The sequence below is a fragment of the Allobosea sp. RIT-PG3_2 genome (assembly GCF_057321085.1).
On sequence record NZ_JBXWCA010000003.1, the window covers coordinates 473,681 to 489,334 of the forward strand.

A 15,654-nucleotide genomic window follows, 5' to 3' on the forward strand; every position below is an offset into this window, starting at 1 on the left:
CCACGGTCATCCCGGGTCTACGCTTCGGTTCGCCCGGGACGATGGCGCCTCATTCTTCAAACGCTCCCGCTCAAAACAAACTCAGCTGCGCCTTCTCCTTCTCGGGCTTGACGAACAGGTCGGTGCGCAGGCGCCGCCGCGTCGTGTTGAAGCCGCTGCGCTCGGCCGCCAGCTCGAAGCGCCGGCCGATCATCCAGGCATAGGGGCCTGAGCCGACCATGCGCTGGCCCCATTGCGAATCGTAGTCCTTGCCGCCGCGCGTCGAGCGGATCAGCGACATCACATGCCGGAGCTTGTCCGGGTGATGCGTCAGCAGCCATTCCTGCACGATGTCGCGCACCTCGAGCGGCAGCCTGAGCAGCACATAGCCGGCCTCCTGCGCGCCCGCCGCCTTGGCGGCGTCGAGGATGCGCTCGATCTCATGCTCGTTGATAGCCGGCACGATCGGCGCGACCAGCACCGTCACCGGAATGCCGGCCTCCGACAGCTTGCGGATCGTCTCCAGCCGCTTGGGCGGCGAGGCGGCGCGGGGCTCCATGCCGCGTGCGACCTTGGGGTCGAGCGTCGTCACAGAGAGCGCGACCTTGACCAGCCCCTTCTCCGCCATCGGAGCGAGGATATCGATGTCGCGCTGGACCAGCGCCGACTTCGTCACGATGCCGACCGGATGATTGAACTTCGCCAGCACCTCCAGGATCGAACGCATGATCCGCAGCTTCTTCTCGATCGGCTGATAGGCGTCGGTGTTGGTGCCGATTGCGATGGTGCGCGGCTGGTAGGAAGGGGAGGAGAGTTCCTTCTCCAGCAGCGCCGCGGCATCGGGCTTGGCGGTCAGCTTGCTCTCGAAATCGAGGCCGGGCGACAGGCCGAGATAGGCATGGGTCGGTCGCGCGAAGCAGTAGACGCAACCATGCTCGCAGCCGCGATAGGGATTGATCGAGCGGTCGAAGGAGATGTCGGGCGAGTCGTTGCGCGTGATGATGTTGCGCGCCTTCTCATAGGCGATCTCCGTCGTGAACGGCGGCAGCTCTTCCAGCGAGCCCCAGCCATCGTCCTCCGCGACGCGCTGCTCGGCCTCGTAGCGCCCGCCCGGATTGATCGTGGCGCCGCGCCCGCGCCGTCTCTCCGGATCGATGCGGTGGCCGGCATAGGCCATCGGGTCGGCCGGGGCGACGACAGGCGCGGAGACCGTCGGCTCCCGGTCGTGCCGCTTCAGCGGCTGGGCCGCCGGATAGGGCCTCTCGGTGAGTCTGGCCTGACGCATGGCAGTCGAACCTCGTCCAAAGCCGGGAATCGGCGTCGGTTCTCGCTCACCAATGTGAACATACCAAGAACAAATGGCAAGTGACAGGATTGCGACATGCTGCGCCGCATCATAAGCATTGGGCATGCTCACAGCCGTGATCCGGGCAGACGGTTCTCCACAGGCACTCGCCGCGACGCTCGCCGTGCTGATACCGGCGGTGGCCGAGGGTTTTCTCGGCCATGCGGTAATCGTCGATGCCGCGGGCTCGGCCGATATCGAGCGCATCGCCGACGGGACCGGGGCGCATTATCTGCGCGGCGGGGTCGAGGCCTGGCAGCGTGGAGCGGCCGAAGCGCGCGGAGACTGGATATTGCTGCTCGATGCCGGCGACGTCCCGCAGCCCCATTGGGTGCAAACCGTCGAGCGCCATTTACTGCTCGCCCCGAATCGGCCGGCACTGATCCCGGTGGAGGGGGCGGCAGCCTCGCTGCGTGAGCGTGCGGCAGTGGCCTTCGGTGGGCGCCGGCTGAGAGCGGGCCTCGTCGTTCCGAAAAGCGCGGCGCAGTCCGGGCACCTCGCTCGCGCACCGAAGCGGCTGGCGGTGCGGCGGGAAAGGGCCGGCTAAAGAGCCGCCCTAGGTCTTTTGCGTTCCTGGCATGCAAAGGCCCCGCCGAAGCGGGGCCTCAGGATTGGGAGCCGGTGGCTCGGCCGGAACGCGACGCCTATCCGGTCAGGCTTGCTCCAGCAGCAGGTTTTCGTCCCGATGCTCGCCGCCGAGTCCGGCAGCCCAAGCCGCCGCCGCGGCGCCGACAAGCAAGGCCGCCGCCGTCAGGAAGGCGGAGAGGACGGCGATCTTTCGGGCGCGTTCGGCTGCCTGCTTCGCGGTCTCCTTTGCCTGAGCCAAGCGGGCGTAGGCGTCATCGATGCGCTTCTGGGCATCCTGCTGGGCGATACTGGCCCGCGCCGCGAGCCGGCCGGCGAGGTAGTCCCGATCGGCAGGCTCGATCTTTCCATTGGAGAGCGCATTGACGAAGATTCGCGAGGCTTCGTTACGCTCCTCGGCCGTTACAGGCTGCTGGCCGCTGGCGCGCATGGAATTGTCGAGCGCCATGCTGAGCGGATCGACATTCTGGGAGATCAGCGATGCCGCTCCCGAGCCGGCGGAGGCGACGCCGCTGGCTGCCGTCTTCGCGGCCCCGAACAGCGACGATGTCGCGACGATGGTGATCAGCAGCGCGCCGGTGGCCCAGACGAGCAGACCATGGGTGGCGTCGCGCACTTTCCGCTCGTCCTTGGTGGAATCGAAGGTCGGCTGGCGCATGCGGCCGGCGAGATAGCCGCCTGCCATGCAGCAGGAGACGGTGACCCAGAGCGCCCAGAGAGCGCCGGCGATCGCCAGCGCCGTTGCGCTCGAACTCCTTTCGTAATCGGCGGAGACCATCGACAGGCCGATGGCCGAACCGAATACGGTCATGATCGTCGAGATGGCGGTGGCGATGACGGCGCCGCCGATGATCGGCCCCCATTGCACGTAAGAGTGCGTCTGCTTGTTGACGGTCACCGGGGCGACGACGACGTCTGTTCCTGACATGGACATGGGGATCTCCTATCGAAGCCCGAGGAACGACAGGATGGCCAAGATGACCACGACTAAGCCGACGAGATAGATGATGCTGTCCATGAGCCCCTCCTGCTGGCGAAAATCGCCATCTGCGTGAGAGGCAAACGGTTCTGAGGGCGCAGAGGTTCCTCCGCACCCGTCCAGATTGCAAAACAGCCGAAACCTGTCGTCGCGGCTGCCGGCGTGTCGATGCTCGCTCCGGCGGTGTCGGAGTTCCCCGCTACACCTGATTGCGGAACGTGTCGCAGCTCTGCATCGAGCCCGACTGGAAGCCGGTATTGAACCACTTCGTGCGCTGTGCCGAGGAGCCGTGGGTGAAGGAATCCGGCACCACCGTGCCCTGCGCCGCTTTCTGCAGTTTGTCGTCGCCGATCGCGGAAGCGGTGCGGATCGCCTCCTCGATGTCGCCCTGGTCGAGCCGGCCCATGGCCTGGACGTTGTGCGCCCAGACGCCGGCAAAGCAGTCGGCCTGCAATTCGACGCGCACCGAGATGGCGTTGGCATCGCGCTCGGACGAGCGCTCGCGCAGCTGGTTGGCCTTGGGCAGGATGCCGAGCAGGTTCTGGATGTGGTGGCCGACCTCGTGGCCGATCACATAGGCATAGGCGAAGTCGCCGCCGCCGCCGAGCTTGCGCTGCATCTCCTGGAAGAAGGAGGTGTCGAGATAGACCTTGCGGTCCTGCGGACAATAGAACGGACCCATCGCCGATTGTGCCGTGCCGCAGCCGGAGCGGTCGATACCGGAGAACAGGACGAGCCGCGGCGCCTGATAGCGGGTATTGGCCTGCTGCGGCAGGATCTTCGTCCAGACATCCTCGTTCTGCGCCAGCACGGCCGAGACGAAGCGGCCCATCTGGTCCTGCGGCGGGCCGGACGAGCGTCGGGTCTCCTGCGTCTGCTCACGCCCGCCGATGCCGCCGATCATCTCGGCGCCACCGATCAGCAGGCGCGGATCGATGCCGAGCGCCCAGCCGAGCAGGCCGAGCACCACCATCGTGCCGATGCCGATGCCGCCGCGGCCGCCGGGCATGCCGGCGAACCCGCCGCCGCCACCGCTGCCGCGCCTGTCCTCGAGATTCTCGGACTGGCGGTAATCTTCCCACTGCATGGACCGGTCCCCGAGAAAGCTCCCCGCAATCTCGCCAAGTGAGGCGGGGAACTCAAGCCGTCTTTGCAGGCGGCGGCTGAATATAGGCTGACTGCGGCCTGTCGGCTCAATGATAGCCGCTGTCGGCCCGCACCTTGCCGCGGAAGGTCCAGTACACGAAGGCCGTGTAGAACAGGATCATCGGCAGCAGGAACGCGACGCCGATCAGCACGAAGATATGGGAGGAGGGCGCTGCGGCCGCATCCCAGATCGTCACGTCCGGCGGCACCAGATAGGGGAAGTTCGAGATCGAGAGCCCGAGGAAGCAGAGCAGGAAGATCGCGATCGTCAGCGCGAAGGGCGTGAACTCGTGCGCGCCATGGAGCCGCCGCCAGGCGAGATAACCGCACAGCGCCGTCAGCACGGGGAAGGGCCACAGCCAGACGAGATTGGCTGGCGTGAACCAGCGCTCGGCGATGCGCGGATGCGCATAGGGTGTCCAGAGCGAGACCAGCACCGCGAAGGCCAGCAGCCCCAGCAGCAGGGTCTTCGCCTGACGCCGGGCCCGTTCGGCGACCGGGCCGTCCGTCTTGTAGAGCAGCCAGGTCGCGCCGAGCAGCGCATAGCCGACGACCACACCGGCCCCGCACATCACCGTGAAGGGCGTCAGCCAGTCGAGCGGTCCGCCGGCGAACTGTCCCTTCGCGACGGTGACGCCCTGGATCAGGCCGCCGAGCACAAGGCCTTGCGAGAACGCGGCCACCGTCGAGCCGAGCCAGAAGGCCAGATCCCAGCGCTGGTGATGCGGCTTGGCGACCCAGCGGAACTCGAAGGCGACGCCGCGGAAGATCAGCGCCAGCAGCATCAGCGTGATCGGGATGTAGAAGGCGGGCATGATGATGGCGTAGGCCTGCGGGAAGGCGACCCAGAGGCCGCCGCCGCCCAGCACAAGCCAGGTCTCGTTGCCGTCCCAGAACGGGGCGACAGAGTTCATCATCTGGTCGCGCTCGCCCTCGTCCTTGGTCGTCGGGAACAGGATGGCGATGCCGAGGTCGAAGCCGTCGAGCACGACATAGAGCATCACGGCGGTGCCGATCAGCACGGCCCAGATGATCGGAAGATACCATTCCATTGTCGTGCCCTCAGATCGCCGGCTGGATCTTGTCGTCGCCGGGATGGCCGTCTCCGAAGATCGTGGCGGCCTCGCCCTGCACCGCCTTGAGCGGGCGCTTCGATGGCTGCTCCGGTGGCTCTTCGCCGGTGATCTCGTCCGGTCCCTTGGCGATCAGGCGGTTGATCAGCAGGATGCCGGCCGTGAACACCACCGAATAGACGCAGACGAACAGGAAGAGCGAGATCGCGACCTGCAGGGTCGTGACCGGGGAGACGGCGTCGGCCGAGCGGATGATTCCCGTCGCCAGCCAGGGCTGGCGGCCGACCTCGGTGACGAACCAGCCTGAGAGAATGGCGACGAAGCCCGCCGGCCAGGAATACTGGGCGATCCAGAGCCAGCGTCGCGATTCGAATACTGTGCCCTTGCGCCAGAGCCAGGCGCCGGTCCACCCGAACAGGATCATCAGCACGCCGATCCCCACCATCGCCCGGAAGGCGAAGAACGGGATCAGGACGGGCGGCCGATCCTGCACCGCAAAGTCCTTCAGGCTCGGGAAGAGCGCGTTCATGCTGCCATGGGTCACCAGGCTGGCGACGCCCGGGATCGATATCTCGAATCGGTTGAGCTCGGCCTTCTCGTCGGGCCAGGCGAAGAGCACGAGGGCGCCGGGCTTCGACGAATCCCAGTGCGCCTCGATCGCGGCGAGCTTGGCCGGCTGATAGGTCGCCGTGTCTCGGCCGTGGAAATCGCCGATCACCGCCTGCAGCGGCGCGGTCAATGCGATCATCAGGATCGCCATCCGCACCATCGTCTTGGCCGATTCGGTGCGATGTCCGATGAGCAGATGCCGCGCGCCGGTCGCCAGCACGACGAAGGCGGTCGTCAGATAGGCTGCCGTCATCATATGGGCGAAGCGTAGCGGGAAGGTCGGGTTGAAGACGATCTTCATCCAGTCGACCGGGTAGGCGATACCATCGCGCACCTCATGCCCGGTGGGATACTGCATCCAGCTATTGGCCGAGAGAATCCAGAAGCCGGAGAGCGCCGTGCCGCCCGCGACGATGATCGCCGAGGTGAAATGCAGCCAGGGCGGCACGCGCTTCCAGCCGAACAGCAGCACGCCGAGGAAGGACGCCTCCAGGAAGAAGGCCGAGAGCACCTCGTAGCCGATCAACGGCCCGATGACGTTGCCGACCGCCGTCGAGAACCGGCTCCAGTTGGTGCCGAACTGATAGGACAGCACGATGCCGGAGACCACGCCCATGGCGAAGGAGACGGCGAAGATCTTGGTCCAGAAGCGCGCGAGCAGGTGGAATTTAGGATCGCCGGTCTTGAGCCACAGGCCGAGCAGCGTGGCGATATAGGCGGAAAGCCCGATGGTGAACGCTGGAAAGACGATGTGGAAGGAGACGGTGAAGGCGAACTGCAACCTTGAAAGCAAGAAGGCGTCGATGACCATTGCAGAACTCCATCCGGCAGCGCCATGAAGGCGCCGGGTTTCGCCCGCTGGGGCGCTTCTGGATATGATCTAATTCGAGCTTGCCCTGCTTGGCTCCGGTCCGCAACGCCGCTGCGTCAATTCTTCCCATCGAGCGCGGTTTTGAGCGCGCGCAAATCCCGCCAGGCGAGCCGCTTCTGCAATGGCTGACGCAGCAGATAGGCCGGGTGCAGCGTCGCGAGGGCGCGGATGCGCCGCGAGCCGGTATCGTACTCGACCCATTGTCCGCGCGAGCGCAGGATGCCGCTGAAGCCGAGCAGCCCCTGCGCCGAGGGCCCGCCGACGCAGACGAGGATATCGGGGTCGGCAAGCTCGATCTGGCGCTGGATGAAGGGCAGGCAGATCGCGACCTCCTGCGGCGTCGGCGTGCGGTTGCCGGGCGGCCGCCAGGGCAGCATGTTGGCGATGTAGACGTCTTCCTTGCGACTGAGGCCGATCGCAGCCAGCATCCGGTCGAGCAACTGCCCGGACCGTCCGACGAAGGGCAGGCCGAGCCGATCCTCGTCGGCGCCGGGCGCTTCGCCGACCATCATCACCCGTCCCTCCGGATTGCCGTCGGCGAAGACGAGGTTCTTGGCGGTGGCCTTCAGCGCACAGCCCTCGAACTTGGCCAGCGCCTCTTTCAGCTCATCGAGCGTGCGCGCTTCGCGGGCAAGCGCCCGCGCGCTGACCGCGGCATCTTCGGGCGCCGTGGCGGCGGCTGCGATCGGCCGGGGCGCGGCAGCCGGACGGCCCGGCAGCGAACGCAGTTGTCCTGCGGGCCGGTCAGCGGGCGCCGGCTCGGCGAAATGATTGCGCGGCGTTTCGTCGAGCGCTTCCGTCACGCCCATCTCGGCGTACCAGCTCAGAAGCTCGTAAGGGTTTGGCTCGTCGGGGCCGGCTGCATCGGACAGGCTCATGAGCGCATCCTATACCCTGCAAAGCCGCTTCGCGAGCCAACGCAGTTGCAAAATGGAACGGGCACTTGGATAGAGGGGTTCCAGACTGGACGGAAGCCGAACGTTGAACGAGTCGGCGGGATAGTTCATATATAAACAATTGCGCGGCGCGGATGAAGGCGGAGGGCAGGATGGATCTGAAGGAAGCGCAGAGCGAACCGCGCGAGAGCATGGACTATGACGTCGTCATCGTCGGCGCCGGTCCTGCGGGTTTGGCTGCCGCGATCCGTTTGAAGCAGCTCGACGAGAACATCACCGTCGTCGTGGTCGAGAAGGGGGCCGAGGTCGGCGCCCACATTCTCTCCGGCGCGGTGATCGACCCGATCGGCCTGGATCGTCTCGTGCCCGATTGGCGCGATGATCCGGAGCGTCCGCTGACCACGGAGGTCAAGGAGGACATCTTTTATTTCCTCACAGAGCCGAACGGCATCCGCCTGCCGAACTTCGGTATGCCCAAGCTGATGAACAACCACGGCAATTTCGTCGGCTCGCTCGGGCTGGTGGCGAAGTTCCTGGCGGCGCGCGCCGAGGCGCTGGGCGTCGAGATCTATCCCGGCTTCGCCGCTGCGGAACTGCTCTACAACGATGACGGCTCGATCGCCGGCATCGCCACTGGCGATATGGGCATCGCCAAGGACGGCACGGTCTCCGAGCGCTTCACCCGCGGCATGGAGCTGCGCGGCCGCTACACGCTGCTGGGCGAGGGAGCACGCGGCTCGCTCTCCAAGATCGCCATCCGGAAGTTCGCTCTCGACGAGGGGCGCGAGCCGCAGAAATACGGCATCGGCCTGAAGGAACTCTGGCAGGTCAAGCCGGAGAAATTCCACAAGGGCCGCGTCCAGCATTCCTTCGGCTGGCCGCTCGACAACAGCACGGGCGGCGGCTCCTTCCTCTACCATTTCGACGACAATCTCGTCACCGTCGGCTTCGTCGTGCATCTGAACTATCAGAACCCGACGCTCTCGCCCTTCGACGAGTTCCAGCGCTTCAAGACGCATCCGCTGATCCGCGACACTTTCGAAGGCGCCAAGCGCATCTCCTATGGCTCACGCGCCATCACCGAGGGCGGTTACCAGTCGGTGCCCAAGCTGACATTCCCGGGCGGCGCGCTGATCGGCTGCGCGGCGGGCTTCGTCAACGTTCCCCGCATCAAGGGCAGCCACAACGCCATCCTGTCCGGCATGCTGGCGGCGGAAAAGCTGGTGCCCGCGTTGCAGGCGGGGCGCAGCCATGACGAGGTCGTCGAGATCGAGGATAGCTGGCGCGACAGCGCGATCGGCAAGGACCTCAAGCTGGTCCGCAACGTCAAGCCGCTCTGGTCGAAGTTCGGTACGCTGATCGGCATCGGCCTTGGCGGCATCGACATGTGGCTGAACCAGCTCTTCGGCTGGTCGCCCTTCGGCACGCTCAAGCACGGCAAGCCGGATTTCGCGACGCTGAAGCCGCTCGCCGAGGTCACGCCGATCACCTACCCGAAGCCCGACGGCAAGATTTCCTTCGACAAGCTGTCCTCGGTCTTCCTCTCCTCGACCAACCACGAGGAAGACCAGCCGGCGCATCTGAAGCTGACGGACCCGTCGATCCCGATCGCGAAGAACCTGCCTGTTTATGGCGAGCCGGCCCGGCTCTACTGCCCGGCGGGGGTCTACGAGGTGGTCTATGACGATGCCGAGGCGAAGACCAACCCGCGCTTCGTGATCAACGCGCAGAACTGCGTTCACTGCAAGACCTGCGACATCAAGGACCCCGCCCAGAACATCACCTGGACGGTGCCGGAAGGCGGCGGCGGACCGGGCTACGCGAATATGTGATCGGCTTGCGCCGGCGCGCCCTTGTTTTTGCGAGGCTGATCAGCCCTTGCGCACGACGGACGGAACCGGCCTCGGCTCGTCCCTGGTGCAACCGGCGGCGAAACCGGCGAGAAGAGCGACGGCGGCGAAACTCGGAACAATCTTTTCCATTGGAACGATCCCAATAGAGAAGCTGCGTGATCTGGGGACCAACGAAATATGAACCTGATTACCTTGCCCTATGACCGGCGTTTTCTCGCGACGTCCTCTCCGTCAGTCGGTTTTCGGGTACTGTTGCGCCGCCGCTACGAGACTGCCGCATTCGCTCGGAGCCCGGCTTGCCGGCCCGCCCGGAAACCGCCATCTTGCCAGCCTACGCGAAGCGATCACGGTCCGCTGGAAAAAGCGCCCCGGAACAGTGAGGCGGCGGACCGAGGGAGAATGGCAGTCGTGACATTTATGAAGAAGCTGCGTGCCTCCGGTACGGCTGCTGCCTTGTCGTTTTTGATGGTTCTGCCGGTGGCTGCTGCCGCTCAGGGCGCGACCGCGCCGCGTTCGGCCGATTCGCTCGAGCCGGCCGACAGCCTCGAAGGGAATTATCTCGCCGCCATCGTGGCAGGCGCCTCGCGCGATCTCGGCGCCGCCTCCGTCTATCTGCGTGAGGCCGTGCGGGACGATCCGCAGAACAACGACCTGCTGGAGCGCGCTTTCGTCGCTTTCCTGGCTGACGGCGCCATGCCCGACGCCTTCCGCGCCGCCGACAAGCTGATCCAGCAGGATCCGAGCAACGGCCTGGCGCAACTCGTCATTGGCATCCGCTCGATCAAGCAGAAGAGCTACCAGACCGCGCGCAATCACCTTCAGCGCGGCGGGCGCGGCCGGGCGGCCGACATCACCGCGACGCTGCTTTCCGCCTGGTCCTATCTCGGTTCGGGCAATTCCAGGCGTGCCATCGAGACGCTCGAGCGGCTGAAGGGCGAGCCTTCCTACAATCTCTTCCGCGACTATCACGCCGGCCTGATTCTCGACGCCGCCAACCGCAAGGCAGAGGCCGAGAAGCGGCTGAAGTCGGCCTATGACGCCGAGAAGACCACATTGCGTCTGGTCGATCTCTGGGCGCGCTTCCAGGCCCGTAGCGGCGATTATGCCGGGGCTGCGGCGACCTACGCCGATTTCGACCGCTTGCTGCCCAACCACCCGATCATCCGCGAGGGCATGTCGCTGGTGGCGAAGAAGGACGCACCGCCGCGCCAGATCCAGACGGCGCAGCAGGGTGCCGCCGAGGTGCTCTACGGGCTCGCCAGCGCCGGCAATCGCCAGGGCGACGAAGCCGCTGCGCTGCTCTATCTGCGCATGGCGATCTATCTCGACCCCGGCCACGACCTCGCCATCCTGACGCTGGGCGACATCCTTGAGCGCGCCCGCCAGCCGGAAGACGCGGTCGCGGTCTACGACAGGATGCCGGCTTCCTCGCCGCTGCGTTCCAATGCCGAGATCCAGGCCGGCCTCGCGCTGGAGAATCTCGGCAAGCCGGAAGAGGCGGTAAAGCATCTGGAGAAGGTCATCGCCGAGCGTCCCGATGATGTCGACGCGCTCTCGGCGCTCGGCAATATCTATCGCTCGCGCAAGCAGTTCGCCGAGGCGGCGGCTGCCTACGACAAGGCCATCAACAAGATCGCCTCGCCGGGCCGCGCCAACTGGGACCTGTATTATTTCCGCGGCATCGCCCGCGAGCGCATCAACCGCTGGCCGGAGGCCGAGGCCGATCTGCGCAAGGCGCTCGAACTCCTGCCCGATCCGCTCGGGCGTGAGCGCGCGCTGGTGCTGAACTATCTCGGCTATTCGCTGGTCGACAAGCATCTCAAGCTCGACGAGGCGCTCGACATGCTGCGCCGTGCCGTCGAGCTGCGGCCGCGTGACGGCTACATCATCGATTCGCTGGGCTGGGCCTATTACCGCCTCGGCCGCTACGAGGATGCCTCGCGCGAGATCGAACGCGCCGCCGAGCTGCGCCCCTCCGACCCGGTCATCAACGACCACCTCGGTGACGTGTATTGGCGCACCGGCCGCCAGCTCGAAGCGAAGTTCCAGTGGAACCACGCGCGCGACCTCAAGCCGGAGCCCGAGGATCTGGAGAAGATCCAGCGCAAGATCGAGCGCGGGCTGGAGGATCCCTCGGCCAATGTCACGGACGACGCCAAGAAGGACGGCGGCTGACGCCTCCCGCGTCATAGGCGCCTCTAGAGAGTTTTCGCGTTGCTCCGAAGCGCAGAAATTCTCTAGCCCCTTGATTTATCGCATTTTCTTCACGCGAGCCGGCATCCACTTCGCTCGAAAATGCCTCTAGTCGGAATCGGCCGTGGCTCTACCGCTGACGACGCGTGCGCGCGCCAAGGTCAATCTCGACCTGCGGGTTCTTGGTCGGCGCGACGACGGCTATCACGAGCTCGAAAGCCTCGTCGCCTTCGCCGGAATCGGCGACGAGCTGACGCTCGATCCCGATGGGCCGCTCTCCCTGTCGATTGCCGGTCCGCGCGCTGCGGGGCTGGCGGTCGATGACGGCAATCTCGTCCTGCGCGCCGCCCGCGCGCTGGAGGCCGCCCGCCCCGGCCTGCGCTTCGGGCGCTTCTACCTCGTCAAGCGATTGCCTGTCGCCTCCGGGATCGGCGGCGGCTCGGCTGATGCGGCTGCGGCCTTGCGGCTGCTCGCGCGCCTGAACGGCATCGCCATGTCCGATCCGATTCTGCACGATGTCGCCGCGCAGGTCGGTGCCGATGTGCCGGTCTGCCTCGATTCGCGGGCGCGGCTGATGGCCGGCATCGGCGAGCGGCTCGGGCCGGCGCTGCGCTTGCCGCGGCTCTTTGCGCTGCTGGTCAATCCGGGCGTGGCAGTCGAAACGGTTGCGGTCTTCCGGGCGCTCGGACTGGCGCATGGCCAGCGGCTGGGCGGCCCCGATGACAAGCTCGGCTATGGCACGGTCTCGGCGGCGGAGCTTCTCGCGAATCTCACCCGTTCCGGAAACGATCTCACCGTGCCCGCTCAGCGCGTTGCGTCTGAGATCGGCGAGGTTCTGGAGCGGTTGGAGCGCATTCCGGATTGCCGGCTTGCCCGCATGTCCGGCTCCGGCGCGACCTGCTTTGCGCTGTTCGATGATTGCCGCGCCAGCGCCGCTGCGGCGAAGGTACTGCAACGCGATCGGCCGGATTGGTGGGTGAAGCCGACGCTATTGAGCTGATAATCAGCCGTCATTCTCGGGCGACGCTCAGCGCAGACCCGCGAATCGCTCACAGAATGAGGAGCAGGAGCATCTGCGTTACCAGATGCTCGGGTCGAGCCCGAGCATGACGCTCTGCCTCAGTGCGCCCGCGCCACGCAGAAATCGACCGCGGCGTTGAGCGCCTGCTTCATCGGCGAGGCCGGGAACAGGCCGAGCGCGTCCTTGGCCATCCGCGCATAGTGCTCGGCACGGGCGATGGTGTCGTCCAGCGCCTTGTGCCGGCGCATGATCGCCTGCGCCTCTTCCAGATCGCCGTCCCTGATCTCGCCGTCCTGCAATGTGCGCTTCCAGAAGGCGCGCTCCGTCTCGTCGCCGCGGCGGAAGGAGAGGACGACGGGCAGGGTGATCTTGCCCTCGCGGAAATCGTCGCCGGTGTTCTTGCCGAGCTTGGCCGCCACGCCGCCATAGTCGAGCGCGTCGTCGATGAGCTGGAAGGCGATGCCGAGATTGAGCCCGTAGCTGCGGCAGGCGGCGGAATCGGCCTTGGAGGAACTGGCGATCACCGGCCCGACCTCGCAGGCCGCGGCGAAGAGCTCTGCCGTCTTGCCGCGGATGACCGATAGATATTCGTCCTCGGTCGTCTCGGTGTTCTTGGCGACGGAGAGCTGGAAGACCTCGCCCTCGGCGATCACGGCGGCGGCGGTGGAGAGAATGTCGAGTGCCCGGAGCGAGCCGACCTCGACCATCATCTTGAAGGCCTGGCCGAGCAGGAAGTCTCCGACCAGCACGCTCGCCTCGTTGCCCCAGAGCATGCGGGCCGCGAGCTTGCCGCGGCGCATGTCGCTCTCGTCGACGACGTCGTCATGCAGCAGCGTCGCCGTGTGCATGAACTCGACGGAAGCCGCGAGCTTGACCTGGCCTTCGCCCTGATAGCCGCAGAGATTGGCCATGGCGAGCGTCAGCATCGGCCGCAGCCGCTTGCCGCCGGAGGAGATGAGGTGGTTGGCAACCTCCGGAATCATCGTCACGTCAGAGCCGGTGCGTGACAGGATCATGGCATTGACCCGCTCCATGTCGGCACGCGTCAGCGCGACGAGCGGCTCGATGCTCGCCTGATTCGATTCCCGTTCCTCGAGGGATACGACAACGCCCACTGGAAACACTCCGGATCAGATCCACGCGCCGATACGGCGCGCCTGCAGCCATGCCACAACCGTCGCATGGGACGCCAGCCCCCGCAAACCGGCGGGACGCCGCACCTTGCGCGAAGCGGCCGGCTTGGGTTCCATGGGGCGATGCACGAACTCATGCGCACCAACGACCTCATCCTGCTCGGCGCCGTCGAGGCCCTGCTGGACTCCGCCGGGCTCGACTGCCTGATCGCCGACCAGCACATCAGCGCGCTCGAAGGCATGATCGGTGCCTTTCCCCGGCGCCTCCTCGTGCGCGAGGCGGATAAGCCCCGGGCGCGGGCCCTGCTGGTCGAGGCCGGCTATGGCGGCGAGCTGCGTGATGAATGAGGCGGATGCCGCCTCAGCATTGGGCGAGGTCGTCGAGGACCGGCTGCTCGACGGCCGTCTCGTTCTGCGCCAGCCGCGCAAGGGCCATCGCGCCGGCACGGATGCCATTCTCCTGGCAGCAGCGCTGCCCGATCTCGATGGCGGAACGCTGCTTGATATCGGTTCGGGCGTCGGAACGGTCGGCCTGGCCGCAGCGCTCGCAAGGCCCGGATTGAGCGTCACGTTGCTGGAGCGCGATCCCGATCTCGCGGCTCTGGCGAAGCACAATGCCGAGACGAACGGCATGGCCGGCCGCGCCGGCATCATATCGGCCGACATCACGGCTCCTGCTGTGGAACTGGAGGCGGCGGGATTGAAGGCAGCTTCCTTCGACGCGGTGGCGATCAACCCGCCCTTCTATCCCGCAGGAGGGACGCGGGCCTCGCCGACGCCCAATCGCAGGGCCGCTCATGTCGCCGAAGGCGATCTTCAGCCCTGGCTCCGTGCGGCCCGGCGCGCGCTGAAACCCGGCGGGCTTCTAGCGGTCATCCATCGGGCCGAGGCGTTGCCGGAGTTGCTCGCCGGCCTCGGCACCGGCTTCGGCGCCATCGCGATCCGGCCGGTCCACGGCTCGGCCGAGAGGCCGGCGATCCGTGTCATCGTCACGGCGGTCCTGAACAGCAGAAAGCCGGCAGAGGTGCTGCCGGCTTTCGTGATCAATGGCCCCGATGGCCGCTTTACCGATGCGAGCGAGGCCGTCCATCGCGGCCGCGCGCGCCTTGCGGCCTACCAGTAGCGCGGCCCGTAGAACGGCGGCGGCGGGGGCGGCGGACCATAGAAGCGCGGGCCGTAATAGGGGCGCGGCCCGTAATAGCGCGGCGGACCATAATAGCGGCGGGGCCCATAGTAGCCGCGCGGTCCGTAATAGCGGCGCGGCCCGTAATAATACTGGGCTTGCTGCACCATGCCGCCGGTATCGACCAGCGGCGCGGCGGCGACGGGCGCGGCAGCGGCCGGGGTGGCGCTCAGGGCGGCCACGCCCAGCGTGCCGGCCGTCGCGACGGTGAAAAGCATCGTCCGGAACATGATATCCTCCATGAGGTTGGCGCCGGCAGTATCTGCCGTCGAAATGAACGCCGTCCGTGGAAACGAAATTAGGTCTTTGAAGCTGAACGGAACGAAACCGCGCCGTTCAGCTTGCCTTCATTGAGCGGCCGATCATGGCCGGAATGCGTCGGCCTCAGCGGCAGACCCGTACGGGGCGGACAACCCAGCGCCAGCCATTCCACACGCGGCGTTCCGACCAGAAGCAGCGCGGGCGATAATAGGGGCGCGGGCCGTAATGGCGCCGTGGGCCTCGGTAGTAGTACTGGGCCTGTTCGATAAGGCCTTGGCCGGCCTGCGCGGTCTGGCCGGCCGGGGCAGCGACCGGCGCGGCCGAGGCGGGAGCAGCCGTCAGGGCAATACCGCCCAGCGCCGCCGTTACGGCAGCCGCAAGAAGCGTTGTACGGAACATCGTGATCTCCATCGCTGGCCACCGGCTTAGCCGATGGCCGACTTGTCGTCCCTGCAAAGGAACTTAGGCCGTTTCACCTGAACGGCGCGAAACCGCGCCGTTCAGCTTGTCTTCATGTGGGGGAGGGC

Annotated in this window: 15 protein-coding genes; 6 read left to right on the forward strand and 9 right to left on the reverse strand. The window is 66.5% G+C overall.

The genetic code is table 11. From position 1 onward, the window contains the following. Positions 1 to 70: 70 nt before the first annotated feature. On the reverse strand, positions 71 to 1,264 hold the full coding sequence (locus AC2FAN_RS12555) for a PA0069 family radical SAM protein (protein WP_485174369.1): 1,194 nt from the start codon (positions 1,262 to 1,264) through the stop codon (positions 71 to 73). Positions 1,265 to 1,388: 124 nt separating this feature from the next. Here AC2FAN_RS12555 and AC2FAN_RS12560 point away from each other — a divergent pair, with 124 nt between their 5' ends. Next, positions 1,389 to 1,871, forward strand: a complete 483-nt coding sequence (locus AC2FAN_RS12560; RefSeq protein WP_265052244.1) for a glycosyltransferase family A protein — start codon at positions 1,389 to 1,391, stop codon at positions 1,869 to 1,871. Between the two features lie 105 nt (positions 1,872 to 1,976). On the opposite strand, the gene AC2FAN_RS12565 is transcribed toward AC2FAN_RS12560, so the two are convergent. From AC2FAN_RS12565 to AC2FAN_RS12585, 5 genes are all read right to left on the reverse strand, one after another. After that, a complete protein-coding gene (locus AC2FAN_RS12565) occupies positions 1,977 to 2,843 on the reverse strand; it encodes a hypothetical protein (RefSeq protein ID WP_265052245.1) in 867 nt (288 codons plus the stop codon). A 244-nt stretch (positions 2,844 to 3,087) separates the two neighbouring features. After that, positions 3,088 to 3,975 carry a KPN_02809 family neutral zinc metallopeptidase gene (gene ypfJ / locus AC2FAN_RS12570; RefSeq protein ID WP_265052246.1) on the reverse strand — a complete coding sequence of 296 codons (888 nt, stop codon included), beginning with the start codon at positions 3,973 to 3,975 and terminating at the stop codon, positions 3,088 to 3,090. 106 nt (positions 3,976 to 4,081) lie between these two features. Beyond that, positions 4,082 to 5,086: a cytochrome d ubiquinol oxidase subunit II gene (gene cydB, locus AC2FAN_RS12575; protein ID WP_265052247.1), complete on the reverse strand. Its 1,005-nt coding sequence runs from the start codon at positions 5,084 to 5,086 to the stop codon at positions 4,082 to 4,084. Between the two features lie 10 nt (positions 5,087 to 5,096). Beyond that, entirely contained in the window at positions 5,097 to 6,527 is a 1,431-nt protein-coding gene (locus tag AC2FAN_RS12580) for a cytochrome ubiquinol oxidase subunit I (protein ID WP_485174372.1), read from the reverse strand. 116 nt (positions 6,528 to 6,643) lie between these two features. After that, positions 6,644 to 7,465, reverse strand: coding sequence for a uracil-DNA glycosylase (locus tag AC2FAN_RS12585; RefSeq protein ID WP_265052249.1), 822 nt, complete (start codon positions 7,463 to 7,465; stop codon positions 6,644 to 6,646). Positions 7,466 to 7,635: 170 nt separating this feature from the next. Here AC2FAN_RS12585 and AC2FAN_RS12590 point away from each other — a divergent pair, with 170 nt between their 5' ends. The 3 genes from AC2FAN_RS12590 (at position 7,636) to AC2FAN_RS12600 (ending at position 12,529) form a co-directional block, all read left to right on the forward strand. Then, positions 7,636 to 9,315 (forward strand): electron transfer flavoprotein-ubiquinone oxidoreductase, encoded by a 1,680-nt coding sequence (locus tag AC2FAN_RS12590; protein WP_265052250.1) that lies wholly within the window; start codon positions 7,636 to 7,638, stop codon positions 9,313 to 9,315. A gap of 438 nt (positions 9,316 to 9,753) precedes the next feature. Beyond that, positions 9,754 to 11,511, forward strand: coding sequence for a tetratricopeptide repeat protein (locus AC2FAN_RS12595; RefSeq protein ID WP_485174580.1), 1,758 nt, complete (start codon positions 9,754 to 9,756; stop codon positions 11,509 to 11,511). A 142-nt stretch (positions 11,512 to 11,653) separates the two neighbouring features. After that, the gene (locus AC2FAN_RS12600) at positions 11,654 to 12,529 is read left to right on the forward strand and encodes a 4-(cytidine 5'-diphospho)-2-C-methyl-D-erythritol kinase (RefSeq protein WP_485174375.1); all 876 of its coding nucleotides are present in this window, start codon (positions 11,654 to 11,656) and stop codon (positions 12,527 to 12,529) included. Positions 12,530 to 12,648: 119 nt separating this feature from the next. Here the strand turns inward: AC2FAN_RS12600 and AC2FAN_RS12605 are convergent, their stop codons facing one another. Then, the gene (locus AC2FAN_RS12605; protein WP_476805058.1) at positions 12,649 to 13,665 is read right to left on the reverse strand and encodes a polyprenyl synthetase family protein; all 1,017 of its coding nucleotides are present in this window, start codon (positions 13,663 to 13,665) and stop codon (positions 12,649 to 12,651) included. Positions 13,666 to 13,818: 153 nt separating this feature from the next. Here AC2FAN_RS12605 and AC2FAN_RS12610 point away from each other — a divergent pair, with 153 nt between their 5' ends. Continuing rightward, positions 13,819 to 14,031, forward strand: a complete 213-nt coding sequence (locus AC2FAN_RS12610) for a putative signal transducing protein (protein ID WP_485174377.1) — start codon at positions 13,819 to 13,821, stop codon at positions 14,029 to 14,031. Next, positions 14,024 to 14,806, forward strand: a complete 783-nt coding sequence (locus AC2FAN_RS12615) for a tRNA1(Val) (adenine(37)-N6)-methyltransferase (RefSeq protein ID WP_485174379.1) — start codon at positions 14,024 to 14,026, stop codon at positions 14,804 to 14,806. Before AC2FAN_RS12610 ends, AC2FAN_RS12615 begins: the two co-directional genes overlap by 8 nt. On the opposite strand, the gene AC2FAN_RS12620 is transcribed toward AC2FAN_RS12615, so the two are convergent. Then, complete coding sequence (locus AC2FAN_RS12620; RefSeq protein WP_265052255.1) at positions 14,797 to 15,096, reverse strand: hypothetical protein; 300 nt, start codon at positions 15,094 to 15,096, stop codon at positions 14,797 to 14,799. The two genes, AC2FAN_RS12615 and AC2FAN_RS12620, sit on opposite strands and share 10 nt — an antisense overlap. A gap of 154 nt (positions 15,097 to 15,250) precedes the next feature. Beyond that, the gene (locus tag AC2FAN_RS12625; protein WP_265052256.1) at positions 15,251 to 15,526 is read right to left on the reverse strand and encodes a hypothetical protein; all 276 of its coding nucleotides are present in this window, start codon (positions 15,524 to 15,526) and stop codon (positions 15,251 to 15,253) included. Positions 15,527 to 15,654 lie beyond the last annotated feature (128 nt).

What these genes read in the sequence shown, in the direction of transcription:
- AC2FAN_RS12580 (WP_485174372.1), bottom strand. Translation starts at nt 6,527, where the DNA reads ATGGTCATCGACGCCTTCTTGCTTTCAAGGTTGCAGTTCGCCTTCACC.
- AC2FAN_RS12590 (WP_265052250.1), top strand. Translation starts at nt 7,636, where the DNA reads ATGGATCTGAAGGAAGCGCAGAGCGAACCGCGCGAGAGCATGGACTAT.
- ypfJ (WP_265052246.1), bottom strand. Translation starts at nt 3,975, where the DNA reads ATGCAGTGGGAAGATTACCGCCAGTCCGAGAATCTCGAGGACAGGCGC.
- AC2FAN_RS12620 (WP_265052255.1), bottom strand. Translation starts at nt 15,096, where the DNA reads ATGTTCCGGACGATGCTTTTCACCGTCGCGACGGCCGGCACGCTGGGC.
- AC2FAN_RS12625 (WP_265052256.1), bottom strand. Translation starts at nt 15,526, where the DNA reads ATGTTCCGTACAACGCTTCTTGCGGCTGCCGTAACGGCGGCGCTGGGC.
- cydB (WP_265052247.1), bottom strand. Translation starts at nt 5,086, where the DNA reads ATGGAATGGTATCTTCCGATCATCTGGGCCGTGCTGATCGGCACCGCC.
- AC2FAN_RS12595 (WP_485174580.1), top strand. Translation starts at nt 9,754, where the DNA reads ATGAAGAAGCTGCGTGCCTCCGGTACGGCTGCTGCCTTGTCGTTTTTG.
- AC2FAN_RS12610 (WP_485174377.1), top strand. Translation starts at nt 13,819, where the DNA reads ATGCGCACCAACGACCTCATCCTGCTCGGCGCCGTCGAGGCCCTGCTG.
- AC2FAN_RS12615 (WP_485174379.1), top strand. Translation starts at nt 14,024, where the DNA reads ATGAATGAGGCGGATGCCGCCTCAGCATTGGGCGAGGTCGTCGAGGAC.
- AC2FAN_RS12560 (WP_265052244.1), top strand. Translation starts at nt 1,389, where the DNA reads ATGCTCACAGCCGTGATCCGGGCAGACGGTTCTCCACAGGCACTCGCC.
- AC2FAN_RS12555 (WP_485174369.1), bottom strand. Translation starts at nt 1,264, where the DNA reads ATGCGTCAGGCCAGACTCACCGAGAGGCCCTATCCGGCGGCCCAGCCG.
- AC2FAN_RS12585 (WP_265052249.1), bottom strand. Translation starts at nt 7,465, where the DNA reads ATGAGCCTGTCCGATGCAGCCGGCCCCGACGAGCCAAACCCTTACGAG.
- AC2FAN_RS12565 (WP_265052245.1), bottom strand. Translation starts at nt 2,843, where the DNA reads ATGTCCATGTCAGGAACAGACGTCGTCGTCGCCCCGGTGACCGTCAAC.